At 71.0% G+C, this 22,374-nt stretch carries 24 protein-coding genes; 15 read left to right on the plus strand and 9 right to left on the minus strand.

All coding sequences use genetic code 11. The features are described 5' to 3' along the window. Positions 1–18 precede the first annotated feature (18 nt). Together gluQRS and trmB are read left to right on the plus strand one after the other, a co-directional pair. Complete coding sequence (gene gluQRS, locus QTI20_RS09245) at positions 19–915, plus strand: tRNA glutamyl-Q(34) synthetase GluQRS (RefSeq protein ID WP_286548306.1); 897 nt, start codon at positions 19–21, stop codon at positions 913–915. Further along, positions 912–1,676: a tRNA (guanosine(46)-N7)-methyltransferase TrmB gene (gene trmB / locus QTI20_RS09250; protein WP_286548305.1), complete on the plus strand. Its 765-nt coding sequence runs from the start codon at positions 912–914 to the stop codon at positions 1,674–1,676. The genes gluQRS and trmB overlap by 4 nt, the downstream gene beginning before the upstream one ends. A 12-nt stretch (positions 1,677–1,688) precedes the next feature. On the opposite strand, the gene QTI20_RS09255 is transcribed toward trmB, so the two are convergent. Genes QTI20_RS09255 through QTI20_RS09265 form a run of 3 tightly spaced genes read right to left on the minus strand, consistent with a single transcriptional unit; the run spans position 1,689 to position 4,103 of the window. Continuing rightward, positions 1,689–2,174, minus strand: coding sequence for an energy transducer TonB (locus QTI20_RS09255; protein ID WP_286548303.1), 486 nt, complete (start codon positions 2,172–2,174; stop codon positions 1,689–1,691). Between the two features lie 37 nt (positions 2,175–2,211). Then, on the minus strand, positions 2,212–3,393 hold the full coding sequence (locus QTI20_RS09260) for a sensor histidine kinase (protein WP_286548301.1): 1,182 nt from the start codon (positions 3,391–3,393) through the stop codon (positions 2,212–2,214). Continuing rightward, the gene (locus tag QTI20_RS09265; RefSeq protein ID WP_286550951.1) at positions 3,378–4,103 is read right to left on the minus strand and encodes a response regulator; all 726 of its coding nucleotides are present in this window, start codon (positions 4,101–4,103) and stop codon (positions 3,378–3,380) included. The genes QTI20_RS09260 and QTI20_RS09265 overlap by 16 nt, the downstream gene beginning before the upstream one ends. Before the next feature lie 218 nt (positions 4,104–4,321). On the opposite strand from QTI20_RS09265, the gene QTI20_RS09270 reads away from it, so the two are divergent. The 9 genes from QTI20_RS09270 to QTI20_RS09310 all read left to right on the plus strand — a co-directional run bounded on the left by QTI20_RS09270 (position 4,322) and on the right by QTI20_RS09310 (position 12,315). Beyond that, positions 4,322–5,770 (plus strand): efflux transporter outer membrane subunit, encoded by a 1,449-nt coding sequence (locus QTI20_RS09270; RefSeq protein ID WP_286548300.1) that lies wholly within the window; start codon positions 4,322–4,324, stop codon positions 5,768–5,770. Further along, the gene (locus QTI20_RS09275) at positions 5,767–6,900 is read left to right on the plus strand and encodes an ABC transporter permease (protein WP_286548298.1); all 1,134 of its coding nucleotides are present in this window, start codon (positions 5,767–5,769) and stop codon (positions 6,898–6,900) included. The genes QTI20_RS09270 and QTI20_RS09275 overlap by 4 nt, the downstream gene beginning before the upstream one ends. After that, positions 6,897–7,649, plus strand: coding sequence for an ABC transporter ATP-binding protein (locus QTI20_RS09280; RefSeq protein ID WP_286548297.1), 753 nt, complete (start codon positions 6,897–6,899; stop codon positions 7,647–7,649). Before QTI20_RS09275 ends, QTI20_RS09280 begins: the two co-directional genes overlap by 4 nt. Continuing rightward, complete coding sequence (locus QTI20_RS09285; protein ID WP_286548296.1) at positions 7,646–8,572, plus strand: HlyD family secretion protein; 927 nt, start codon at positions 7,646–7,648, stop codon at positions 8,570–8,572. Before QTI20_RS09280 ends, QTI20_RS09285 begins: the two co-directional genes overlap by 4 nt. Continuing rightward, positions 8,565–9,290 (plus strand): MtnX-like HAD-IB family phosphatase, encoded by a 726-nt coding sequence (locus tag QTI20_RS09290; RefSeq protein WP_286548294.1) that lies wholly within the window; start codon positions 8,565–8,567, stop codon positions 9,288–9,290. The genes QTI20_RS09285 and QTI20_RS09290 overlap by 8 nt, the downstream gene beginning before the upstream one ends. 69 nt (positions 9,291–9,359) lie before the next feature. Then, positions 9,360–10,268 carry an alpha/beta hydrolase gene (locus tag QTI20_RS09295; RefSeq protein WP_286548293.1) on the plus strand — a complete coding sequence of 303 codons (909 nt, stop codon included), beginning with the start codon at positions 9,360–9,362 and terminating at the stop codon, positions 10,266–10,268. Further along, positions 10,265–10,639 carry an EamA family transporter gene (locus QTI20_RS09300; RefSeq protein WP_183027033.1) on the plus strand — a complete coding sequence of 125 codons (375 nt, stop codon included), beginning with the start codon at positions 10,265–10,267 and terminating at the stop codon, positions 10,637–10,639. Before QTI20_RS09295 ends, QTI20_RS09300 begins: the two co-directional genes overlap by 4 nt. 1 nt (position 10,640) lies before the next feature. Further along, on the plus strand, positions 10,641–11,090 hold the full coding sequence (locus QTI20_RS09305; protein WP_286548291.1) for an EamA family transporter: 450 nt from the start codon (positions 10,641–10,643) through the stop codon (positions 11,088–11,090). After that, positions 11,083–12,315 carry a DegT/DnrJ/EryC1/StrS family aminotransferase gene (locus QTI20_RS09310; protein ID WP_286548289.1) on the plus strand — a complete coding sequence of 411 codons (1,233 nt, stop codon included), beginning with the start codon at positions 11,083–11,085 and terminating at the stop codon, positions 12,313–12,315. The genes QTI20_RS09305 and QTI20_RS09310 overlap by 8 nt, the downstream gene beginning before the upstream one ends. On the opposite strand, the gene QTI20_RS09315 is transcribed toward QTI20_RS09310, so the two are convergent. The 5 genes from QTI20_RS09315 to QTI20_RS09335 all read right to left on the minus strand — a co-directional run bounded on the left by QTI20_RS09315 (position 12,305) and on the right by QTI20_RS09335 (position 17,860). Beyond that, positions 12,305–13,558, minus strand: coding sequence for an SAM-dependent methyltransferase (locus tag QTI20_RS09315; RefSeq protein WP_286548287.1), 1,254 nt, complete (start codon positions 13,556–13,558; stop codon positions 12,305–12,307). The genes QTI20_RS09310 and QTI20_RS09315 overlap by 11 nt on opposite strands. A gap of 69 nt (positions 13,559–13,627) precedes the next feature. Next, on the minus strand, positions 13,628–14,518 hold the full coding sequence (locus tag QTI20_RS09320) for an arginase family protein (RefSeq protein ID WP_286548285.1): 891 nt from the start codon (positions 14,516–14,518) through the stop codon (positions 13,628–13,630). Continuing rightward, positions 14,515–15,573, minus strand: coding sequence for a GNAT family N-acetyltransferase (locus QTI20_RS09325; RefSeq protein WP_286548283.1), 1,059 nt, complete (start codon positions 15,571–15,573; stop codon positions 14,515–14,517). Before QTI20_RS09325 ends, QTI20_RS09320 begins: the two co-directional genes overlap by 4 nt. Before the next feature lie 16 nt (positions 15,574–15,589). Continuing rightward, the gene (locus QTI20_RS09330; RefSeq protein WP_183027028.1) at positions 15,590–16,957 is read right to left on the minus strand and encodes an aspartate aminotransferase family protein; all 1,368 of its coding nucleotides are present in this window, start codon (positions 16,955–16,957) and stop codon (positions 15,590–15,592) included. A 186-nt stretch (positions 16,958–17,143) separates the two neighbouring features. Further along, positions 17,144–17,860, minus strand: coding sequence for a Crp/Fnr family transcriptional regulator (locus QTI20_RS09335; protein ID WP_286548282.1), 717 nt, complete (start codon positions 17,858–17,860; stop codon positions 17,144–17,146). Between the two features lie 127 nt (positions 17,861–17,987). On the opposite strand from QTI20_RS09335, the gene QTI20_RS09340 reads away from it, so the two are divergent. Genes QTI20_RS09340 through QTI20_RS09350 form a run of 3 tightly spaced genes read left to right on the plus strand, consistent with a single transcriptional unit; the run spans position 17,988 to position 20,273 of the window. Then, positions 17,988–18,584: an HD domain-containing protein gene (locus tag QTI20_RS09340; RefSeq protein ID WP_286548280.1), complete on the plus strand. Its 597-nt coding sequence runs from the start codon at positions 17,988–17,990 to the stop codon at positions 18,582–18,584. 20 nt (positions 18,585–18,604) lie between these two features. Beyond that, positions 18,605–19,372, plus strand: coding sequence for a class II aldolase/adducin family protein (locus QTI20_RS09345; RefSeq protein WP_183027025.1), 768 nt, complete (start codon positions 18,605–18,607; stop codon positions 19,370–19,372). Positions 19,373–19,379: 7 nt separating this feature from the next. Beyond that, entirely contained in the window at positions 19,380–20,273 is an 894-nt protein-coding gene (locus QTI20_RS09350) for a bile acid:sodium symporter family protein (RefSeq protein WP_286548279.1), read from the plus strand. Positions 20,274–20,282: 9 nt separating this feature from the next. Here the strand turns inward: QTI20_RS09350 and QTI20_RS09355 are convergent, their stop codons facing one another. Beyond that, the gene (locus QTI20_RS09355; RefSeq protein WP_286548278.1) at positions 20,283–21,329 is read right to left on the minus strand and encodes an aliphatic amidase; all 1,047 of its coding nucleotides are present in this window, start codon (positions 21,327–21,329) and stop codon (positions 20,283–20,285) included. A gap of 177 nt (positions 21,330–21,506) precedes the next feature. Between QTI20_RS09355 and yghU the strand changes: the two genes are divergently transcribed. Then, the gene (gene yghU, locus QTI20_RS09360; protein WP_286548277.1) at positions 21,507–22,370 is read left to right on the plus strand and encodes a glutathione-dependent disulfide-bond oxidoreductase; all 864 of its coding nucleotides are present in this window, start codon (positions 21,507–21,509) and stop codon (positions 22,368–22,370) included. The last annotated feature ends 4 nt before the right edge of the window (positions 22,371–22,374 follow it).

Genomic DNA, 22,374 nt, shown 5'->3' on the forward strand with positions numbered 1-22,374 from the left:
GGCCCGCCCGCCGACCGCATGCGCGGCCGCTTCGCACCCTCCCCGACCGGCCCGCTGCATGCGGGCTCGCTGGTCGCCGCGCTGGCCAGCTGGCTCGACGTGCGCGCCCGCGGCCCGCAGGCCCGGTGGCTGGTGCGCATCGAGGACGCCGACACCGAACGCTGCCTGCCCGGCATGGGCACGCACATCCTGCAGCAGCTGGCGGCCTGCGGCCTGCGGCCCGACGAGGCGCCGGTCTGGCAGACCCAGCGAAGCGCGCGCTACGAAGCCGCGCTGGCCGCGCTGCGGGCGCAGGGCCTGGCCTATCCCTGCGGCTGCTCGCGCAAGGACATCGGCGAGGCGCTGGCGCAGCGCGGCCAGGCGCCCGAGCGGCACGGCGAGCGCGTCTACCCCGGCACCTGCCGCGACGGCCTGCACGGCAAGCCCGCGCGCGCCTGGCGCTTCGCCACTTTCAAGGTCGATGCAGAGCTGCGCTGGACCGACCGCCGGCTGGGCCCGCAGCGGCAGGACGTGGCCGGCGAGGTCGGCGACTTCGTGCTGCGCCGCGCCGACGGCCCCTGGGCCTACCAGCTGGCGGTGGTGGTGGACGATGCCGAGCAGGGCGTGACCGACGTGGTGCGCGGCGAGGACCTGGCCGACAACACGGCGCGCCAGATCCTGCTGCAGCGCGCCCTCGGCTTCCCCACGCCGAGCTACCTGCACACGCCGCTGGTGCGCGGCGCCGACGGCGACAAGCTGTCGAAGCAGAACGGCGCCACCGCGCTCGACACCGGCACGCCGCAGGCCGCCCTGGCCGCGCTCGACCGGGCCGCGCGCGTGCTGGGCCTGTCGGCCACCCCGGCCCTGAATTGCGCGGCCGCGCTGGCCGGCTGGGTGCCCGAATGGCGCGCTCTCTACAATTCGCGGCCCTCATGAACTTCCCCGACACCGTGCCCCACGACCTCCCGCCCAGCGAAGACGCGCCCGCCACCGACGACGGCGCCCCCGACGCGTCCCTACCGCATCCGCTGCACCGGCGCCTCAAGAGCTTCGTGAAGCGCGCGGGCCGCACCACCGACGGCCAGGCGCGGGCCTTCGCCGAACTGGGGCCGCTGTTCCTGCTGCCCTACACGCCCGAAGCGCTGGACCTGACGGCGGCCTTCGGCGGCCGCGCCGCCCCGACCGTGCTCGAGATCGGTTTCGGCATGGGCGAGGCCACGGCCCACATCGCGACCGTGCTGCCCGAGACCAACTTCCTCTGCTGCGAGGTGCACGAACCCGGCGTGGGCGCGCTGCTCAAGCGCATCGGCGAACAGTCGATCCCGAACATCCGGATCTGCGCGCACGACGCGGTCGACGTGCTCGACCACATGCTGCAGCCCGGCACGCTGGCCGGCGTCCACATCTTCTTCCCCGACCCCTGGCACAAGAAGCGGCACAACAAGCGCCGCCTGATCCAGGCCGAGTTCGTGACCAAGCTGGCGCAGCACCTGCAGCCCGGCGGCTACATCCATTGCGCCACCGACTGGCAGCCCTACGCCGAGCAGATGCTCGAGGTGCTGTCGCAGGAGCCGCTGCTGCGCAACACGGCCGAGGCCTATGCCGAGAAGCCGCACTACCGCCCGCTGACCAAGTTCGAGAACCGCGGCCTCAAGCTGGGCCACGGCGTCTGGGACCTGGTGTTCCGGCGCGCCTGAGGCGCGGCCGCTTCAGTCCTCGAGGCGGAAGCGGAACGGCACCTGCACCAGGTGGCGCACGGCGCGCCCCTGGGCGTCGCGCGCCGGCTCGTAGCGCCACTGGCGCACCGCTTCCACCACCGCCGCGTCGAGCAAAGGATGCGGGCTGCGCAGGATGCGCACGGTCTCGGGCACGCCCCGCGTGTCGATGAAGAAGCTCGCCACCACGGTGCCATCGATGCCGCGCTCGGTCAGCGCCGCCGGAAAGACCGGCGCCGGCCGGCGCAGCGGCACGGGCAGCACGACGGCCGCCGGGGCCGGCGGCGGCGCGGGGGCGACGCTGACCATCGGCGGTGCGGCCTGCTCGACGGCGATCGTCGGCGGATGCCCGACCGGCCCCGAGGACGGCGCGAGCATCTCGTCGTCGGTCGGGGGCTTGCGGGGCATCGTGCAGCCGGCCAGCACGATGGAGAGCAGGAGTGCCGAGAGGATCGGCGTCGGGCGTGAGGGGGATGGCATTCCCCATTATCGGAAGGCGGGCGGCGCGGCTGCCGCTTCAGGCCGGGCCGCGCCGCTCGGCCGCCAGCAGGGGCATGCGGATCGTGAAGCGCGTGCCGCCCCGCGGCGAGCTGTCGGCGGAGATCTCGCCGCCCTGGCGCTGCACCAGCATGTGCACGATCGACAGGCCCAGGCCCGAGCCGCCGGTGGCGCGCGAGCGCGAGTTGTCCGAGCGCTGGAAGCGCTGGAACAGGTTCTGGCACACGTCCTCGGGCAGCCCGGCGCCGGCATCGCTGATGCTCAGCACCGCCATGCCCGCGCCGGTGTCCGCGCGCAGCCGGATGCCCAGCCAGGCGCCGTCGCGCGCATAGCGCAGCACGTTCTCGGTCAGGTTGGAGATCACCTGGCGCATCCGGTCCGGATCGGCATGGACCCAGACATGGCCCTGGCCGATGTCCAGCTCCGGCGCGATGCCGTGCTCGGCCAGCCGGCTGGCGTAGCCGGCCACGGTGTCCTGGACCAGCACCGCCAGGTCCACCCGCGCGGTCTGCAGCGACAGGCCGCCGGCATCCGCCATCGACAGCATGTGCAGGTCGTCCACCAGCCGCCCCAGGTGCTCGACCTGGTCCAGCAGGGTGCGGAATTCCGCGCCGTCGGCCGGGATCACGCCGTCGCACACCGCATGCAGGCGCGCGCGCAGCACGGCCAGCGGGGTGCGCAACTCGTGCGAGACCGCCGCCGCCGTGGCCTTGCGCTCGCGCTCGAGCTGCTCCAGCGCATCGGTCATGTGGTTGAAGTCGTTGACCATGTCGGCCATCTCGCCGCGTTCCCGGCCGGGCTCGGCGCGCACCGAGAAATCGCCCAGCGCCACCCGCTGCGCGGCCTCGGCCATCGAGGCCAGCGGCAAGGTGACGAAGCGCGACACCCAGAAGCCCGCGGCCAGGCCGAAGGGCAGGCACACCAGCAGGCCGATCAGCAGCGACCATTTCTCGCCGAACAGCAGGTCGCCGCGCCAGTACTGGCCGTAGATCTGCATGGCGCGCGGGCTGTCCTCCAGCGCGCGGTCCTGCAGCACGTCGAGCTCCTGCTGCACGTTCTCCGGCAGGCTGCCGTAGAAGCCCCGGTACTGCAGTTCGGAGAACAGCATGACGCTCGCCCCCAGGATCGCGATGGTGACCAGCACCGTGGCGGCGATCCAGAGACCGAAGCGGATCCAGATGCGGTCTAGGGGCCGGGCCATAGGCGGTAGCCGATGCTGCGCACCGTCTCGATGAGCCCCTCCTGGCCCGCGTCCTGCAGCTTGCGCCGCAGCTTGCTCAGGTGCGAGTCGATCACCCGGTCGAGCGCGTCGCTCTCGGGCAGGCAGGTCTCGATCAGGTGGCTGCGCGAGAAGCAGCGGCGCGGCTGGCTGGCCAGGCAGGCCAGCAGCCGGAATTCGGTGAGGGTCAGCGGCAGCGGGTGCAGCGTGCCGTCGTCGTCGACGGTCGAGGCGCCGTGGGCCTCCATGTCCACCACCAGGCGCCCGACGCGGATCGGCGCCGCGCGCACCTCGGCCGGACGGGCCCCGGTGCGGCGCAGCACGGCGCGCACCCGCGCCACCACCTCGGCCGGGCTGAAGGGCTTGACCACGTAGTCGTCGGCGCCCATGCGCAGGCTCAGCAGCTTGTCGACGTCGTCGGCCAGCGCGGTCACCATGATCACCGGGGTGTCGCTGTCGCTGCGGATGGCCTTGAGCACGTCCACGCCGTCCATGCCGGGCAGGTGGATGTCGAGCAGCACGATGTCGGGCCGCAACTGCCCGAACAGGCGCAGCGCCGAGGGGCCGTCGACCGCGCGCTGGGTGCGCATGCCGTCGCGCTGCAGGTAGGCCACCAGAATGTCGGCGATGCCCGACTCGTCCTCGACGACCAGCGCCAGCGGGCCGGGGTCGGAGGCCGTGCGGGGGGGGATGGGGGGCGCGGCGGGTCGGGGGTCGGTCACGGGGAAGCGGGGGCGCAAACGCGTTGAGGCTCAGGAAGCCGCGATTATCCCTTCCGCCGCCTCCGCGCGCGCAGGGCCCCGGAACGCCCCTTTCCCGGCCTCGTCTCCACGCTTTCTCCACACAAACTGCAAAGCCACGCAAAGTGGGCGCGGTCCAATCCCGGGTGCCTTCCTCACGCCCCGCCGTTTTGCCCCGTCCATTTCCCGCCGCCCCGCTCCGTGTCTGCCAGGCCCTGCTGCTCTGCGGCCTGGCCGGGTGCGGCGCCGTGGCGGTGCCGCCGCTGCCCGACAGCGTTCCGGCGGCCTGGCGCCAGGCCCCGCCGGCGGCCGACCGGGCGCTCGCGCCCGACCTGCACAACTGGTGGAAGGCGCTGGGCGACCCGCAACTCGACGCGCTGGTCGACCGGGCCCTGGCGCAGAACCTCGGCGTGGCCCAGGCCCGCGCCCGGCTGCGCGAGGCCCGGCTGCTGGCCGGACAGGGCAATGCGCAGTTCAAGCCCGCCCTGTCGGCGAGCTCGCGCTCGGTGCAGGACATCTCCGCCACCGACACCTATTTCCAGGCCAGCCTGGACGCCGTCTGGGAGCTGGGTCTGTTCGGCGGGCGCGAATCGGCCGAGAAGGCCGGCCAGGCCGGCATCGACACGGCGACGGCCAACAGCATGGACGCGCGGGTCAGCACGGTGGCCGAAGTGGTGCGCCGCTACACCGACCTGCAGGCCGCGCGCACCCAGCAGGCGCTGCTCGACCGGGTCGTCGCGCTGGACCGGCGCACGCTGGAACTGATCGACCTGCGCCGCCGCCAGCAGCTCGGCGCGCCCGACGACCAGCACCAGGCCATGGCCCGGCTGGCCCAGGCCCGCGCCCAGCAGACCCAGCCCCGGCAGGCGGCCGACCGCGCGGCCCAGAGCCTGGCCGTGCTACTCGGCCAGGCCGAACCCGACAGCGCCTGGACCGCCCAACCCGCCGCCGCGCCGCGCGCCCCCCTGCCGGCCTTCGCGCTGCAGCAGGTGCCGGCCGACCTGCTGCGCTACCGCCCCGACGTGCGCCGCGCCGAAGCCGAAGTCCTGAAGACGGCCGCCGCCCTGGGCAGCGCCACCGCCGCGCTCTACCCGCGCGTCACGCTGGGCGCCTCCTTCCTGTACGCGTACAACCTCACACAGCACCGGCCGCGCAGCACCGTCGACGACGTGCCCGCGATCGGTCCCGCCATCGACATCCCGCTGTTCGACTGGGGCCGCCGGCGCGCCGCCGCCGACGCGCAGCAGGCCGCGCTCGATGCCTCGCTGCTGAACTACCGCCAGACCGTGCTCGAAGGCGTGGCCGATACCGAATCGGCCCTGGGGGCCCTGCAGCAGGCGCGCGAGAACAGCGACCGGCTGCGGGAAGCCCAGCAGGCGCTGGAGCGCAGCATGCAGTCCCAGGCCACGCTGGTCCGGCTGCGCCTGGGCAGCGAGCTGGACCGCATCGCCACCGAGCGCGCGGCGCTGCAGGTCGCGCTGGAGCAGGCCAGCGCCGACAGCAGCCAGACCCTGGCCTTCATCGCGCTGTACAAGTCGCTGGGCGGCGCCCCGCTGCCGGTCGACGAGGAGACCACGCCCCTGGTCAGCGCCATGCCGTGGCAGGAGCGCAGCCGATGATCGCGCTGGCGCGCAAGACCATGGTCTACGAATGGCGGCGCTTCGCGCCCGCCGTCTTCGCCGTCGGTTTCTCCGGCGTGCTGCTGGCGGTGCAGGCCGCGCTGGTGCTAGGCATCTTCGGCAGCGCCTCGATCTACGTCACGGCTTCCTCGGCCGACCTCTGGGCCGGCTACCCCGGCACGCAGAGCGTCAACTTCGGGCGCGACATCGGGCCGGACATGGAGATGTACCTGCGCATGGACCCGGACGTGGTCGAGGTCGAGCCCTACCTGTGGGTCGAGGGCGACTGGCACGGCACCACGCGCACCGGCGGCGTGCCGGTCTTCGTCTCGGGGATCCGCACGCAGGAGAACGCCATGATGTTCTCGCACCTGCTGCCGCTGTCGCGGCGCGCCCAGTTGCGCGAACCGAACGCGGTGATCGTCGACCGTTCCGACCTCGACCAGCTGGGCACCACGGTCGGCGGCCATGCCTGGATCAACGGCCACCGGGTGCAGGTGGTGGCGGCCCTGACGGGGCTGCGTGCGCTGGGCGGCGTCAACGTGCTGGCGTCGCAGGACACGGCGCGCCGGCTGCAGCCCACCGATTCGGCCGGCGGCACGCCCTACTTCGTGGCCCGGCTGCGCAATCCCTCACTGGCCGTCGCGGCGCAGGCGCGGCTGGCGGCCGTGCCGCCCGGCTTCGGCCCGCTGACCGTCTGGACCGCCGAGACCTTCGCCAAGCGCTCGCGGCTCTACTGGATCTTCGACACCGGCGCCGGCATCGCCGTGCTGTTCATGGCCGCCATCGTCTGCCTGGTGGGCGCCGTGCTGACCAGCCAGGCGCTGATGGCGGTGGTGGCGTCGTCGGCGCGCGAGTACGCGATGCTCAACGCGCTGGGCGCGAGTCTGCGCGCGCTCAGCAAGGTGGTGCTGGAGCAGGCCTGCTGGATCGGCGGCATCGGCCTGCTGATGGGTGCCGCGGCCAGCGCGCTGCTGCTGTGGGTGGCTTCGCGCTACGACGTGCCGGTGAGCATGACCTGGACCGTCGCCATCGGCTGCGCGGTGCTGGTGATGGGCCTGGCCGTGATTTCCGGGCTGTTCGCCGTGCGCGGCCTGCAACGCGCCGAACCGGCCATGCTGCTGCGATGAAAAGCCCCGCCCGCCCCCACGCCAGCCCCAGCCTGGAAGCCCGCCAGGTGAGCAAGTCCTTTCTCTCGGGCATGGTGCGCGTGCACGTGCTGCAGGCCCTGTCGATCGACATCTACGGCGGCGAGCTGACGCTGATCTCCGGACCTTCGGGCTGCGGCAAGAGCACGCTGCTGTCGCTGCTCAGCGGCCTGCAGTCGCCCGACGCCGGCCAGGCCTGGGCGCTGGGCGAAGACCTGGGCACCATGACCAAGCGCCAGCTCGAGCATTTCCGCCTGCAGCACACCGGCTTCGTGTTCCAGGGCTTCAACCTGTTCGCGGCGCTCACCGCCCACGAACAGGTGCAGCTGCCGCTGGGCTACCTGGGCCTGGACAAGCGCCGTTCGGCCGCGCTCGCGCTGCAGGCGCTCGACGAGGTCGGCATGGCGCACCGGGCCGGCGCCTACCCCGCGCAGATGTCGGGCGGCGAGAAGCAGCGCGTCGCCATCGCACGTGCGCTGGCCAAGGAACCGCAGCTGCTGTTCGCCGACGAGCCCACCAGCGCCCTCGACGCCGAGAACGGCCAGAAGATCATCGACATCCTGCACCGCATCGCCCGCAACCACGGCACCACCGTGCTGTGCGTGAGCCATGACCCGCGCCTGGTGCGGCACGCCGACCGCGTGCTGACCATGGAAGACGGCCTGATCCGCAACGACTGGCAGTCCGCCGGCACCCCTCTTTCCGCCGTGCCCACGGCAGTCTCCGCATGAAGTCCTCCCTGTCCCGATACGCCCTGCCGGCCTCGATGCTGGCGCTGGCCCTGGCCATCGCCGGCTGCTCGGACCATGGCAGCACCAGCGTGGCCGCCGCCGCGCCGGCCCCGGGCCCGCGCGACGTGGCCATGGCGCGCGGCAAGGTCGAGGTCCAGGGCGGCCTGCTCGATCTGCTGCCGCAGCAGGATGGCGTGGTCGAGAGCGTGGGCGTGCGCGAAGGCGACGAGGTCAAGCGCGGCCAGGTGCTGCTGAAGCTGGCCTCCGACCAGGCCCGGCTCGACGTGGGCATGGCCGAAGCCGAGCTGAAGCTGGTCCAGGCGCGCCAGCGCGCCCAGTCGGCCCGCCTGCCCGCGGCCCGCCAGCTGGCGCTGCGCACCGGCGAGGCCGCCAAGGCCGGCGCGCTCGATCCGCAGCGCGCCGACGAGGCGCTGCAGGCCCGCCACGACATCGAATCCGCGGTCGCCGTGCTCGAGGCCGAGGCCGCGGTGGCGCGGCAGAAGCTCGCGCAGGCCGAACGCGCGGTCCAGCGCCAGACCCTGACCTCGCCGATCGACGCCCGCGTGCTCCGGCTCCAGGTGCAGACCGGCTCGCGCGTGGCCTCGCAATCCACGCGCCCGGTGCTGGTGCTGCTGCCGCACCGCCCGCTGACCGTGCGCGCCGAACTCAACGAAGCCTATGTCGCCAACGTCAAGCCCGGCATGCGCGCCAGCGTGCGCCTCGACGGCGACACGCAGGGTGCCGCCGCGCAGGCCGCCTACCCCGCGCGCGTGCTGCGCGTCAGCCAGGCCTACGGCACCAGCCGGCTCGACGACGACGCGACCGCACGCAACGTGCGGGTGGTGGAGTGTTTTCTGGAATTCGACCCGCCGGTGCCTGTGCTGCGCCTGGGTCAGAACGTGAGGGTGAGTTTTCATGAATAAGGTCATCAAGATCCGGCCATCGGCCACGACCCTGCATCGCAACGCCCCGTCCCCGGGCTGGACGGTGCAATGCGACTTCGACGGCACCATCGCCGTCGACGACGTCACCGACACGCTGCTGCAGCGCTTCGGCCGCCCCGGCTGGGAAGCGCTGGAAGCCGCCTGGGAAGCCGGCGAGATCGGCTCGCGCGAATGCATGAAGGGCCAGGTCGCGCTGCTCGACATGAGCGCCGCCGAACTCGACGCCCACCTCGACGCCTTGCCCATCGACCCGCATTTCGCCGCCTTCGTCGAAGCGGCCCAGCGCCGCGGCATGCCGGTGCAGGTGGTCAGCGACGGCATCGACTACGCGATCCGCCGCATCCTCGGCCACCATGGCCTGGGCACGCTGCCGGTGATGGCCAACCACCTGGTGCAGACCGGCGAGCGCAGCTGGCAGCTGCAGTCGCCCCATGCCAGCGCGGCCTGCGTGCGCGCCAGCGGCAACTGCAAGTGCGAGCGCCTGGCCGAGCAGCGCCCGGTGCACGGCAAGGTGCTGTTCGTGGGCGACGGCAGCTCCGACTTCTGCGTCTCCGGCAAGGCCGACTTCGTGCTGGCCAAGGCCCGCCTGATCACCTACTGCCAGGAACAGCACATCGCCCATGCGCCCTACGAGCACTTCGGCGAGGCGCTCGCGCTGATGGAAGACATCACGGCGCCGGCCCGCATGACGGCATAGCGGCAGGCGCGCGGCGCCGGGCCGGCCTCGCGCCCGCCCGCCCGTCCTGCGCCGCACGAAGGTATTTCCATGAGCCCGGACATCTGCATCACCCCCCACGAATTCTTCCTCCCCGGTCACGGCGCCCATGCGTCCACCGGGGTCCTGCTGGTGCACGGCCTGACCGGCACGCCCAACGAGATGCGGCTGCTGGGCAAGGGCCTGCAGCGCGCGGGCTTCACGGTCTACGGCGTGCAGCTGGCAGGCCACTGCGGCACGCAGGAGGACCTGGTGCGCACCCGCTGGCAGGACTGGGCCGCCACCGTGCACGCCGGCGCCGACCGGCTGCGCACGCAGGTCGATCGCCTGGTGGTGATGGGCCTGTCGATGGGCGCGGTGCTGGCGCTGGAGCTGGCCGAGGAACGGCCGGAAGTGGTCGATGGCGTGGGCGCGCTGTCCACCATGTTCTGGCACGACGGCTGGAGCATCCCCTTCTACACGCGGCTGTCCTTCCTGCTGCGGCCGTTCCGCGCGCTGGGCATCGGCCGCGACCGGCTGTTCATGGAACAGCCGCCCTACGGCATCAAGGACGAAGCGCTGCGCAAGCGCGTGGTCGAGCAGATGCAGTCCGGCGACAGCGCCGCCGCGGGCCTGCCCGGCAACCCCTGGTACTCGATCATCGAGATGCGCGCGCTGTCGGACCAGGTGCGGCGCCAGCTGGGCCGCGTGCGCGCGCCCTGCCTGGTGGTGCATGCCACCCACGACGACATCTCGAGCCTGGCCAACGCCCGGCTGATCGAGCGCAAGGTCCAGGGCCCGGTCGAGATGGTGCTGCTGCAGGACAGCTACCACATGATCACCATCGACCGCGAACGGCGCACCGTGACCGCGCGGGCCGTGGACTTCGCCACCCGCATCGCCGCGGCGCGCGGCGCCACCCTGCCGCAGCCGGCCGACACCTACGCCCACGGCGCCAACGACGGCTCGCTGGCCACATGAGCAGCGAACTGACGCCGCTGGTGCTCACGCTCTGGGTGCTGAACGTGCTGGTCGACAGCGGCGGCCAGCTGGCCTTCAAGGCCGCCGCCGGCGACCCGCGCGCGGGCGACGGCCTCGCGCGCTGGGCCTTCATGGCGCGCCGACCCTGGCTCTGGGTGGGCGTGGGCTGCTATGTGGCCGAGTTCGTGCTGTGGCTGGCCTTCCTGTCGCTGGTGCCGCTGTCAGAAGGCGTGCTGCTCGGTTCGATCAACATCGTCGCGATCATGATCGCCGGCCGCTATCTGTTCGCCGAGAAACTCTCTCGCATGCGCGTCGCAGGCATCCTCTTGATTTCTATCGGCGTGACGATCGTCGGCTGGCACGGAGGCTGAAATGGCTGACAAACGACGTTTCTACGTGATCGGCTTCCTGATGCTGATGGCCTTCGACACGCTGGCGCAGATCAGCTTCAAGGTCGCCGGCACCCAGGCCCTGCCGCTGGAGTTCAGCGCCGACTGGCTGCTGCGGGTGTTCGGCCAGCCCTGGATCTACGGCGCCTTCATCGGCTACATCGGCGCCTTCTTCGCCTGGATGACGCTGCTCAAGCACGCGCCCATCGGCCCGGCCTTCGCCGCCTCGCACCTGGAGATCGTGTCGGTGCTGCTGCTGTCCTGGCTGCTGTTCGACGAGCGCATCGGCTGGCCACAGATCACCGGCGGCCTGTTCATCATCGCGGGCATCGTCTGCCTGGCCTTCAGCGAAGAGCAGGACGCCGCGCCCGAGACCCTGCACGCGACGCCCCCGGACATCCTGGCCGGCGCCGCGCGCGGCCCGCATGGCTGAACGCCTGGCCGACGTACCGCCCACGGCGGGCCTGCCGCTGCGCGCGGGCGATCTCGCCTGGCCCGGCACCGACGCCGACCTGGCATCGGCGCTCGCCCGCTTCCTCGGCGTACCGCAGGTGCAGATCGAATGCTCGGGCACGGCCTGCATGGTGGTGGCGCTGACCGCGCTGAAGCGGCTGGCGCTCACGCGCACCGAGGTGGTCGTGCCGGCCTACACCTGCCCGCTGGTGGCGCTGGCGGTCGCGCATTGCGGCCTGCAGCTGCGGGTCTGCGACCTGCAGCCCGGCACGCTGGACCTGGACCCGGTGCACCTGCGCCAGCTCTGCGGCCCGCACACGCTGGCGGTGGTGCCCACGCACCTGGGCGGACGCCTCACCGATGTGGCCACGGCCCAGGCCTGCGCGCGCGCGGTCGGCGCCTGGACGCTCGAGGACGCGGCGCAGGCGCTGGGCGCACGTGTCGGCGACCGGAGCGTGGGCGCCCACAGCGACATGGTCTTCTTCAGCCTGGCCGTGGGCAAGGGCCTGACGCTGTTCGAGGGCGGCGCGCTGGTGGTGCACGACCCTGCCTTGCGGCAGGCCTGCGCGCAGGTCAGCGCCGAGACCGTGCCACGGCACCGGGGCTGGGAACTGCGGCGCTCGATCGAACTGCTGGGCTATGCGCTGTGCTACCGGCCCGCCGGCCTGGGCCTGGTCTACGGGCGCCCGCTGCGCCAGGCGCTGAAGCGCGGCGACTGGGTGGCGGCCGCGGGCGACGATTTCGATCCGCAGATCCCGCTGCACCGCGTGGGCCGCTGGCGCCAGGCGGTGGGCGTGCGCGCGCTGGCACGCCTGCCCGATTTCCTGGCCCAGGGCACGGCGCGCGCGTTGCGGCGTCGTGAACAGCTGACGCGCGTCACCGGCCTGCCGCTGCTGGGCGACAGCCCTTCGGTGCCCGGCGCGGCCGGCACCTGGCCGGTGCTGATGGTGTGGATGCCCGGCGCCGCGCAGCGCGACGCGGCCATCCGCGCGCTCTGGGGCGCAGGCTGCGGCCTGAGCCTGCCCTTCGTGCACGCCCTGCCCGACTACCCGCGCTATGCGCGCGTGGTGCCGGCCGCCGAAGCCGGGGCGCTGCCCCATGCACGCGCGCTCGCGGGCCGCCTGCTGGCGATCAGCAACAGCCCCTGGCTCGACGATACGCGCTTCGAACAGGTGTGCACGGCGCTGGCCCGCTTCAGCCGCTGAGCGCGGCCTCGCGCGCGCGCAGCGCGGCCTTGCGTTCCTCGATGTAGTTGCGCGTCAGGGGCACGGCCTCCTGCCGGCGCGCCAGCTGGATCTGGAAGATCGCGATGTCCTGGTAGCGGAAGGCGGTCTCCGACATCGACAGGTAGAACTCCCACATGCGGCAGAAGCGCTCGTCGTAGAGCGCCAGCGCCTCGTCGCGCCGGGCCATGAAGCGCTCGCGCCACAGCCGCAGCGTGCGCGCGTAGTGCAGCCGCAGCACCTCGATGTCGGTCACCACCAGGCCCGCGCGCTCGATGGCCGGCGTGCATTCCGACAGCGAGGGCAGGCTGCCGCCGGGAAAGATGTATTTCTCGATCCACGGGTTGTTGAAGTCCGGCACGTCGGAGTTGCCGATGAAGTGCAGCAGCATCACGCCGTCCTCGGTCAGCAGTTCGCGGCACTGCCGGAAGAAGGCGTCGTGGTTGCCCCGGCCCACGTGCTCGAACATGCCCACCGAGACGATGCGCTCGAAGGGGCCCTGTGTGGCGCGGTAGTCCTCGAGCCGGTAGTCGAGCGCGGCGGCCGCGGGCGACGCGGCGCCCAGCCGCTGCGCGGCCTCGAGCTGTTCGGTCGACAGCGTGACGCCGCTCACATGGCCCGCGCCGGCCACCTCCGCCAGGTAGCGCGCCAGTCCGCCCCAGCCGCAGCCGATGTCGAGCACGCGCTGGCCGGGCTCGACCAGCAGCTTGGCCGCGATGTGCCGTTTCTTGGCCAGCTGCGCGGCCTCGAGGCTCTCGTCGCCGGTCTCGAAATAGGCGCAGGAGTACTGCCGATCGCTGTCGAGGAACAGGCGGTAGAGCCGGTCGTCGAGGTCGTAGTGATGGGCCACGTTGGCGCGCGACCGGTTCGGCCGGTTGCGCTGCAGCAGCGGGCGCAACGCCATGCGCCAGCGGTCGAGCAGCTGCACGAAGGGGCCGGGCGGCACGCCCTTGGCGTCGCGCAGGAACAGCTCCAGCACGTCGTAGACCGTGCCCTCCTCCACCTGCAGCCGTCCCTGCATGAACAGCTCGCCGAACTGCAGGTCGGGGTCGCGCAGCAGGGCCCAGACGGCGCGCCGGTCGGTGAAGCGGATGCCGGCGCGGGGCAGGCCCCCGTCGCCGAAGACCAGCGTCTGGCCATCCGGCAGCCGCACGCTCAGGTGGCCTCGGCGCACCAGCGGGCCGAAGGCCCGGCGCAACAGGGCCGCGGTCGATCGATCGAACATGAATGCCTCCCGATGTCTGGGGTGGAAGATGCCACCGCGCCGGCTCCAGGCCGGCATTTTCCGCAAAGCCTAACCGACGCGCGCCATGTGCTCCAGCAGCCGCTGGTTGAACGCATGCTGGCCGGCCTGCCAGTCCGCGAGCTGCACCGGATCGATGGCCGTGTCCTGCCCGTCCTGCGCGCTGAGCCAGCGCTTCCAGGCCGTGCGGTAGCGATAGGCCGAGACTTCGCCGGTGACGTCGCTGCCCACGATCTGCCCGCCCAGAGCCTCGAGGATGCGCAGGGCTTGCGATTCCAGCAGCCGCCCCTGGTCCCAGTTGGTCCGCACGACCTCGGGGGCGAACACGTCCTTGTCGATCGAGAGATAGGTCGGTGCGGGCTGCTCGCGCAGTTGCCGCGCCAGCGCCTCGCTCAGGGCTTCGGTGTCGGCGAAGGTGCGGAAGGCCGCGCCCAGGCCCAGCCAGCGCGACCAGCCGGTGTCCACGCCCACGCTCCAGTACTGCAGCTTGCCGGCGCGCAGCGGCTTGAGCTGGTTCTCCCAGGCATGGCGCCAGCCGATGTCGCCCGAGGTGATGCCCACCACCAGCACCTGGCGGATCTCGGGCAGCAGCGCCACGCGCCGCACCCAGGAGCCGCAGTGCACGCCGAAGGGGAAGCGCATGTTGTCGGGATGGTTGTCGAACACCACCACGCGCAGGCTCGCGCGCTCGCGGCCGCGCGCGCTGCGCGCCACCAGCGGCCAGCTCAGGTGGTGGAAGTCGCCGCTGCCCATGAACACCGTGCCGTGGCGCTCGAACGCCGGCAGCCGGGCATCCAGCGCCTTCGCCAGGTCGCGCATCACGCCCAGGCCGCAGCCGAAGCGCAGTGCCTCCTGCCGCTCCTGCAGGGGAATGCGCAGCTCGCCGGCCAGCGGGCCGATCGAATCGTCGAGGTCCAGCACCACAGGCGGCAGCGCGGTCATGGCGTGCCCTCGTGCCACTGGCGGTCGCTTTCGAAGTGGCCCGCGAAGCGCTTCGCGAGCCGGCGCAGCAGCGGGTTGCGCACGTACACCGCATGGCGGGTGAAGGTGAAGCGCGCGCCGAGCTGGGCCTTGACCTCGGGATCGGTCCAGCCCGCGACGTAGTGCGTGAGACCGCGCTCGATCGCGTATTCGAGGTTGACCATCCAGCTCACGAAGTACAGGTTGCACTCGCGCGCCGCCGGGTAGGAGAAGCCGATGTACTTGTCGACCAGCTTGCCGCCGGCCTCGAAGCAGAGGTTCCAGCCGACCAGCACGCCCTCTTGCCGGTATTCGAACACGATGCCGCCCGCGGACGCGTCACGCAGCACGCGCGCGAAGAAGGCGCGCGTGAGCCGGTCGAAATGCACCTCGCTCTGCGCGTACACGGCTTCGTAGAGCCGGTAGTAGTCATCGATGGCGGCGTCGCTCTCGAAGGCCTCGCCGCCCGTGGGCAGGCGGCGGATCTCCAGCCCGGCGCGGCTGCGCAGCTTGCGGCGCAGGTTCTGCCGCCGGCTGGACGACAGCCGCCGCAGGTAGGCATCGATGTCCGGGAAGTCGATGGGCACATAGGCCAGCGCCTGCCCTTCGACCAGCACGCAGCCGGCCGCCACGCAGACCTGCACCAGCGCCTCGGCCTGCCGGTTCTCGGCCTCGTCGAGCAGCGGCGATGCGGCCGGGATGTCCTTGACGATCAGCAGCCGGTAGCGCGAGCCCCAACGCTGCAGCAGGCCGATCAGCCAGGCGGCCGGCGCCGCGCCGCGCGGCACCAGGGCGTATTCCGACACCGTGGTGCCGACGAAGACCGTCTGGATGCGCAGCCAGCGCGACCAGTGGCGAAACAGCGGCAAGGCCTTGGCGCGCTGCTTGAGCGCGTCGTCGGCCGTGGTCAGCAGATCGAAGGCGGCGGTGAACACCGGCGCCTCCGGCGCGCTCTCGACCACCGCGAAGCCTTCGGGCGGATGCGCGGCGAAGGCCGCGATCAGTGCGTCGGGTTCGAGTTGATGGGCGAACTGCACAGGCGCTGGAAGCCCGTCAGCTGCGCTTGGCGCGCGTCAGCAGCTGGTCGAGCAGCACCATGGCCTGGTCGATCTCGGCGCGCGAGATCTCGAGCGAAGGCGCGAAGGTGATCACGTTCTTGTAGTAGCCGCCCACGTCCAGCACCAGGCCCATCTTGCGGCCTTCGAATTCCAGGTCGCCCGACAGGCCGATGTCGACCATCTTGTCGAGCAGCGCGCGGTTGGGCGTGAAGCCGTCCTCGGTGCAGATCTCGGCGCGCAGCGCCAGGCCCATGCCGTCGACGTCGCCGATTTCCTTGTGGCGCTTCTGCAGCTCCTTCAAGCCTTCGAGGAAGTAGGCGCCGCTGTCGCAGACCTGCTTGCCGTAGTCGATCTCGGCCGTCATGCGCAGCACTTCCAGGCCCAGCGCCGTGCCCAGCGGGTTGGCGGCGAAGGTGGAGTGCGTCGATCCCGGCGGGAACACCTGCGGGTTGATCAGCTCTTCGCGCGCCCACAGGCCGCTGAGCGCGTTCAGGCCGTTGGTCAGCGCCTTGGCGAAGACCAGCACGTCGGGCTGCACGCCGAAGTTCTCGATCGCCCAGAGCTTGCCGGTGCGCCAGAAGCCCATCTGGATCTCGTCGACCACCAGCAGGATGCCGTGCTCGTCGAGCACCTTCTTCAGGCCCTTGTAGAAGTTCGGCGGCGGCACGACGTAGCCGCCCGTGCCCTGGATCGGTTCGACATAGAAGGCCGCGTATTCGCACTGGCCGGTCTTCGGGTCCCAGACCGCGTGGTACTCGTTCTCGAACTTGCGCGCGAACTCGCGCACGATCGAATCCGAGTACTCCTCGGCCGTCATGCCCTTGGGGCGACGGAAGGGGTACGGGAAGGGGATGAACTGCGCGCGGTCACCGAAGTGGCCGAAGCGGCGGCGGTAGCGGTAGCTGGAGGTGATGCTCGAGGCGCCCAGCGTGCGGCCGTGGTAGCCGCCCTCGAAGGCGAACATCAGGCTCTTGCCGTTGCTGGCGTTGCGCACCACCTTGAGCGAGTCCTCGATGGCCTGCGCGCCGCCGACGTTGAAGTGCACGCGGCCGGCGCGGCCCCACTTCTTCTCGGCGTCCTGCGCGATCCACTTCGCCAGTTCGATCTTGGTCGGGTGCAGGTACTGGCTGGCCACCTGCGGCAGCGTCTCGAGCTGGCGCTTCATCACGTCTTCGAGGCGCTTGTTCTTGTAGCCGAAGTTCACGGCCGAATACCACATCTGCAGGTCGAGGTAGGGCGTGCCCTCGGCGTCGTACATGTAGCTGCCATCGCAGCCGGAGAAGATCTTGGGCGGGTTCACGTAGTGAACGGTGTCGCCAAAAGAACAATATTTCGCCTCGTCAGCCAGCAGCTGTGCACTCATGGAAAAGGAACTCCAGAACTCGGAACATTCGGCGGCGGTGTCACGGCCCATGCCGTGGCGCCGAACGCCGTCAGGCCATTCCGGGCAGGACGCACCGGTGATGGATGGCGGGAGTCTGCGCGGGCAACCTTGAAGGACTGTTGCGCGTTTGTGTGCGGCTTGTGGAGAGACGGATGGAGGCCCGGGCTAGCCGGCCGCGGCCTGCAGCGCCTCGAAGGAATGGATCTCGATGCGCCCGTAGCCCACCGTGAGCACGCCCTGCGCGGCCAGCGCGTGCAACTCCTTCGACAGCGTCTGGCGCGTCACGCCCAGCATCATCGCGATCGCCTCCTGCGGCAGCGCGATCTCGCGGCGCATCTGCGGCGACTGGGTCACATCGCCCCGGGCCAGCGCCAGCAGCCGACGCGCCACGCGCGAGCGCAGGTCGCGCAGCGTGGCGTTCTCCATCAGGTCGTAGAGGCCACGCACGCGGTGGGCCAGCAGCAAGGCCATCGCCTGGGCGAAGGCCAGCTCGCGCATCTGGCGATCGAAGGCGGCGCGCGGCACCACCAGCACCGCGGCGTCTGCCAGCGCCGTGGCATCGTGGGAGCGCAGCGAGCCGTCGATCAGCGCGATCTCGCCGAACCAGTTGCCGGGCTCGAGCAGCGCGAGGATCGCCTCGCGGCCGTCCTGGCGCAGGGTCGACACCTTGATGAAGCCGCTGGCCAGGCCGTAGAAGCCGCCCGAGATGCCGTCGCCGCCGTCGCCCTGGCGGTAGAGCATGGTGCCGCGCGCCAGGTGGTGCACCTCGGCCACGGACAGCAGGGCGTCGCGCTGCGCGCGCGGCAGCGCGGCGAACCAGGGGTTGGCCTCCATCGCATCGCGGTGGGCGGCGGTCACGTGGGTCGGGGCGCGCAGGGCCATGGTGGCGGGGCGGTGGGGTGCCGCCCGGGGGTAAACGAGAGGGTCAATTGTTCTCCATTTGACAGTTGAATGGCACCCGCCTGCCTAAAGTGAGCCTCGGCCCCCACGGCCCCAAGGAGACACACGAATGAATCAACGAGCGACCTTCGTCCGCATGCAGGACAGCACGCGCGAAGACTGGCAGACCATCGGCGGCGAATTCATGCAGTTCGCGGGCGGCCTGCCGCAGCGCGTGGTGCGGCACCTGCAGATCCTGCAGGGCGACTACGGCGGCTTCCCGGTCGACCGCTACACCCACTCGCTGCAGACCGCCACCCGCGCGCTGCGCGACGGCCGCGACGAGGAGTACGTGGTGTGCGCGCTGCTGCACGACATCGGCGACACGCTGGGCACCTTCAACCACCCGGACATCGCGGCCGCGATCCTGCAGCCCTTCGTGAGCGAGGCCAACCACTGGATGGTGCAGCACCACGGCATCTTCCAGGGCCACTACTTCTTCCACCACCTGGGCATGGACCGCGACCTGCGCGAGCGCTACCGGCAGAGCCCGCACTACGAGCGCACGGCCGAGTTCTGCGAGCTCTACGACAACCCCGCCTTCGACCCGAAGGGCGAGACGCTGCCGATCGAGGAATTCATGCCGATGCTGCAACGCCTGATGGCGCAGCCGCGCCAGAGCGTCTACAAGTCGGTGCTGCAGAAGCCCGCCGACGCCATCGCCTGAACCCAAACGAAGGAACCCCCATGAACGCCACCACCCCCTCCGAAATCCAGCAGCTCGTGTCCGCCGAGGAATGGCAGCTGCGCGTCGACCTCGCCGCCTGCTACCGCCTGGTCGCGCTGTACGGCTGGAGCGACCTGGTCTTCACCCACATCAGCGCGCGCGTGCCCGGCCCCGAGCACCACTTCCTGATCAACCCCTACGGCCTGATGTTCGACGAGATCACGGCCTCCAGCCTGGTCAAGGTCGACCAGCAGTGCAACAAGGTGATCGAGTCGCCCTACCCGGTCAACCCGGCCGGCTTCGTGATCCACAGCGCGGTGCATGCGGTGCGCGAGGACGCGCAGTGCGTGCTGCACACCCACACCCGCGCGGGCATCGCGGTCAGCGCGCAGAAGAACGGCGTGCTGCCGATCAGCCAGCAGTCGACCTTCGTGCTGGCCTCGCTGGCCTACCACGGCTACGAGGGCGTGGCGATCCGCGACGACGAGAAGGCGCGGCTGCAGGCCAACCTGGGCGAAGCCAACTTCCTGATGCTGCGCAACCACGGCCTGCTGACCATCGGCAAGAGCGTGGCCGATGCCTTCCTCTCGATGTACACCTTCGAGAACACCTGCCAGATCCAGATCGCCGCGCAATCCGGCGGCGGCGAGCTCACCCAGGTCGACCCGCGCATCGTCGAGGGCGTGGGCCACGCGATGAAGGTGCAGACCGGCGGGCTCGGCGGCGCCTTCGTCTGGCCCTCGCTGATCCGCAAGCTCGACCGCATCGACCCCGGCTACCGGAACTGAGCGCCGCATGGACGGCACCGTCGTCATCACCCGCGCGCTGTTCGGCGCGCTGGCGCTGGTCATGTTCGGCCTGGGCCTGTCGCTGTCGCTGGCCGATTTCCGGCGGCTCGCGCAGCACCCCAAGGCGGTGGCCATCGCGCTGCTGCTGCAGGTGGTGGGCCTGCCGCTGGCCTGCTACGCCATCGTGCTCGCCTTCGGCATGCCGCCGGTGTTCGCGGTCGGCCTGATGCTGCTGGCCGCCTCGCCCGGCGGCATCTCGGCCAACCTGTTCTCGCACCTGTTCGGCGGCAACGTGGCGATGAACATCTCGCTCACCGCGGCCAACACGGTGCTGTCGATCTTCACGCTGCCGCTGATCGCCAACTGGGCCATCGCGCACTTCATCCAGAGCGGCCAGCTGGTGCCCATGCAGACCGGCAAGCTGCTGGAGGTGGTCGCGATCGTGCTGGTGCCGGTGCTGATCGGCATGGCCGTCGCCTCGCGCCGGCCCGCTTTCGCGGCCCGCATGGAGAAGCCGTTCAAGGTGTTCAGCGCCGGGGTGCTGGCGGTGGTCGCGGTGCTGGCCATCGCCAAGGAATGGAGTTCGATCTCGGTCGCCTTCGCCCAGATCGGCCCGGCGGTGCTGCTGTTCAACCTGCTGAGCCTGGGCGCGGGCTACGGCCTGAGCCGCGCGGCCGGGCTCGACCGGCCACTGGCCACCGCCATCAGCTACGAGATCGGCATCCACAACTCCACGCTCGCGATCTTCGTCGCGCTCAGCGTGCTGGGCAGTTACCAGCTCGCGCTGCCGGCCGCGATCTACTCGGTCGTGATGTACCTGACGGCGCCGCTGTTCGGTCTGCTGCTGCGGCGCGGCGCACGCGGGGCGCGAACGGCCCCGGCGGCGGTCGCGCCGAACTGAGCCGCCGTTTCAGCGGTACAGCGGCGAGACCGTGTCCTCGTTCGGGATGCCCTCGATGGGCGCCTCGGCCGTGCCGACCATGCGGCGGGTGAAGGACTCGACCTTCTCGCGCGCGCCCTGCGGGTCGGCGATCCACTCCGCATAGAACGCATAGGGGCAATCGGCCACGCCCTGGTCGCCCTCGTGCGAGTTGATCAGCCCGGTGTAGCCGCGGTGCAGCAGCTTGAAGAGGTGGTTCTCCGACTGGCCGTGCCGGCGGAAATCGCGGATCAGCGACTTGCTCAGCGCGGCGTACTGCACGCCCATCTCCTCCTCGCCGCATTCGCCCAGCGTGCGGCCGTCGAAGCCGATCAGCGCCGAGTGGCCGAAGTACGAGTACACGCCGTCGAAGCCGGCCGCGTTGGCCACCGCGACATAGCTGTTGTTGGCGAAGGCCATGGCCTTCGACATCAGGATCTGCTGCTCCTTGGCCGGGTACATGTAGCCCTGGCAGCGCACGATGAGCTCGGCCCCCTTCATCGCGCAGTCGCGCCAGATCTCGGGATAGTTGCCGTCGTCGCAGATGATCAGGCTGATCTTCAGCCCCTTGGGCCCCTCGCTCACGTAGGTGCGGTCGCCCGGGTACCAGCCCTCGATCGGCACCCACGGCATGATCTTGCGGTACTTCTGGACGATCTCGCCCTGGTCGTTCATCAGGATCAGCGTGTTGTACGGCGCCTTGTACGGGTGCTCTTCATGGCGCTCGCCGGTCAGCGAGAACACGCCCCACACCTTGGCCTCGCGGCAGGCCGCGGCGAAGATCTCGGTCTCGGCGCCGGGCACGGTGGCCGCGTTCTCGAACATCTCCGCGCGGTCGTACATGATCCCGTGCGTGCTGTATTCCGGGAAGATCACCAGGTCCATGCCGGGCAGCCCGGACTTCATGCCCACCACCATCCTGGCGATGGCGCGGCAGTTGTCGAGCACCTCGGCCCTGGTATGGAGGCGCGGCATCCTGTAGTTGACGACCGCGACACCGACGGTGTCCTTGCTGCTGGAAATGTCGCCGTGGATCATGGCGTGGCTCCTGTGGATGGATCGGGTGCTGCTGCGATGCGCCGATTCTGCGAAGCGGTCCCGCCGGCTTGAATACGTCGATTGACGTAGCGCTGCAGGGACTTGGGGCCTGTCCTAAGCTCGGGCGGTTCGTCAATTTCTTTGCGCAACCCGCCTGCGCACACGGAGCATCCACACGTGACCGATCCATCCGAATACAGTCCGCCCAAAGTCTGGACCTGGGACAAGGCCAGCGGCGGCAAGTTCGCCAACATCAACCGCCCGATCGCCGGGCCGACGCACGACAAGGAACTGCCCGTCGGCCGGCATCCCCTGCAGCTCTATTCGCTGGCCACGCCCAACGGCGTCAAGGTCACGGTGATGCTGGAAGAACTGCTCGCGCTCGGGCATGCGGGCGCGGAGTACGACGCCTGGCTCATCAGGATCGGCGAAGGCGACCAGTTCGGCAGCGGCTTCGTCGGCGTCAATCCCAATTCGAAGATCCCGGCGCTGCTGGACCGCAGCGGGCCGGCGCCGGTCCGCGTGTTCGAGTCGGGCGCGATCCTGGTCTACCTGGCCGAGAAGTTCGGCGGCGCCTTGCTGCCGACCGAGCCCGCGAAGCGGGCCGAATGCCTGTCCTGGCTGTTCTGGCAGATGGGCAGCGCGCCCTACCTCGGCGGCGGCTTCGGCCATTTCTACGCCTACGCGCCGACGAAGATCGAATACGCGATCGACCGCTTCGCGATGGAGGTCAAGCGCCAGCTCGACGTGCTCGACCGGCGCCTGGCCGAATCGCCCTATCTGGCGGGCGAGGACTACACGATCGCCGACATCGCGGTGTGGTCCTGGTACGGCGCGCTCGCCAAGGGCCTGCTCTACGAGGCGGGCGAGTTCCTGCAGGTGCAGGCGTACACCCACGTGCAACGCTGGACCGAGGCCATCGCCGCGCGGCCCGCGGTGCAGCGCGGCCGGCGCGTCAACCGCACCTGGGGCGATGCGGCCGGCCAGCTGCCCGAGCGGCACGCGGCCAGCGACTTCGACGCCCCGCCGCCGCAGGCCTGAGCGC

Source organism: Variovorax sp. J2P1-31 (genome assembly GCF_030317215.1).
Taxonomy (GTDB): domain Bacteria; phylum Pseudomonadota; class Gammaproteobacteria; order Burkholderiales; family Burkholderiaceae_C; genus Variovorax.

What these genes read in the sequence shown, in the direction of transcription:
- QTI20_RS09260 (WP_286548301.1), bottom strand. Translation starts at nt 3,393, where the DNA reads ATGGCCCGGCCCCTAGACCGCATCTGGATCCGCTTCGGTCTCTGGATC.
- QTI20_RS09285 (WP_286548296.1), top strand. Translation starts at nt 7,646, where the DNA reads ATGAAGTCCTCCCTGTCCCGATACGCCCTGCCGGCCTCGATGCTGGCG.
- QTI20_RS09340 (WP_286548280.1), top strand. Translation starts at nt 17,988, where the DNA reads ATGAATCAACGAGCGACCTTCGTCCGCATGCAGGACAGCACGCGCGAA.
- QTI20_RS09305 (WP_286548291.1), top strand. Translation starts at nt 10,641, where the DNA reads ATGGCTGACAAACGACGTTTCTACGTGATCGGCTTCCTGATGCTGATG.
- trmB (WP_286548305.1), top strand. Translation starts at nt 912, where the DNA reads ATGAACTTCCCCGACACCGTGCCCCACGACCTCCCGCCCAGCGAAGAC.
- QTI20_RS09290 (WP_286548294.1), top strand. Translation starts at nt 8,565, where the DNA reads ATGAATAAGGTCATCAAGATCCGGCCATCGGCCACGACCCTGCATCGC.
- QTI20_RS09280 (WP_286548297.1), top strand. Translation starts at nt 6,897, where the DNA reads ATGAAAAGCCCCGCCCGCCCCCACGCCAGCCCCAGCCTGGAAGCCCGC.
- QTI20_RS09350 (WP_286548279.1), top strand. Translation starts at nt 19,380, where the DNA reads ATGGACGGCACCGTCGTCATCACCCGCGCGCTGTTCGGCGCGCTGGCG.
- QTI20_RS09295 (WP_286548293.1), top strand. Translation starts at nt 9,360, where the DNA reads ATGAGCCCGGACATCTGCATCACCCCCCACGAATTCTTCCTCCCCGGT.
- QTI20_RS09315 (WP_286548287.1), bottom strand. Translation starts at nt 13,558, where the DNA reads ATGTTCGATCGATCGACCGCGGCCCTGTTGCGCCGGGCCTTCGGCCCG.
- QTI20_RS09300 (WP_183027033.1), top strand. Translation starts at nt 10,265, where the DNA reads ATGAGCAGCGAACTGACGCCGCTGGTGCTCACGCTCTGGGTGCTGAAC.
- QTI20_RS09335 (WP_286548282.1), bottom strand. Translation starts at nt 17,860, where the DNA reads ATGGCCCTGCGCGCCCCGACCCACGTGACCGCCGCCCACCGCGATGCG.
- QTI20_RS09330 (WP_183027028.1), bottom strand. Translation starts at nt 16,957, where the DNA reads ATGAGTGCACAGCTGCTGGCTGACGAGGCGAAATATTGTTCTTTTGGC.
- gluQRS (WP_286548306.1), top strand. Translation starts at nt 19, where the DNA reads ATGCGCGGCCGCTTCGCACCCTCCCCGACCGGCCCGCTGCATGCGGGC.
- QTI20_RS09345 (WP_183027025.1), top strand. Translation starts at nt 18,605, where the DNA reads ATGAACGCCACCACCCCCTCCGAAATCCAGCAGCTCGTGTCCGCCGAG.
- QTI20_RS09275 (WP_286548298.1), top strand. Translation starts at nt 5,767, where the DNA reads ATGATCGCGCTGGCGCGCAAGACCATGGTCTACGAATGGCGGCGCTTC.
- QTI20_RS09355 (WP_286548278.1), bottom strand. Translation starts at nt 21,329, where the DNA reads ATGATCCACGGCGACATTTCCAGCAGCAAGGACACCGTCGGTGTCGCG.
- QTI20_RS09310 (WP_286548289.1), top strand. Translation starts at nt 11,083, where the DNA reads ATGGCTGAACGCCTGGCCGACGTACCGCCCACGGCGGGCCTGCCGCTG.
- QTI20_RS09320 (WP_286548285.1), bottom strand. Translation starts at nt 14,518, where the DNA reads ATGACCGCGCTGCCGCCTGTGGTGCTGGACCTCGACGATTCGATCGGC.
- QTI20_RS09255 (WP_286548303.1), bottom strand. Translation starts at nt 2,174, where the DNA reads ATGCCATCCCCCTCACGCCCGACGCCGATCCTCTCGGCACTCCTGCTC.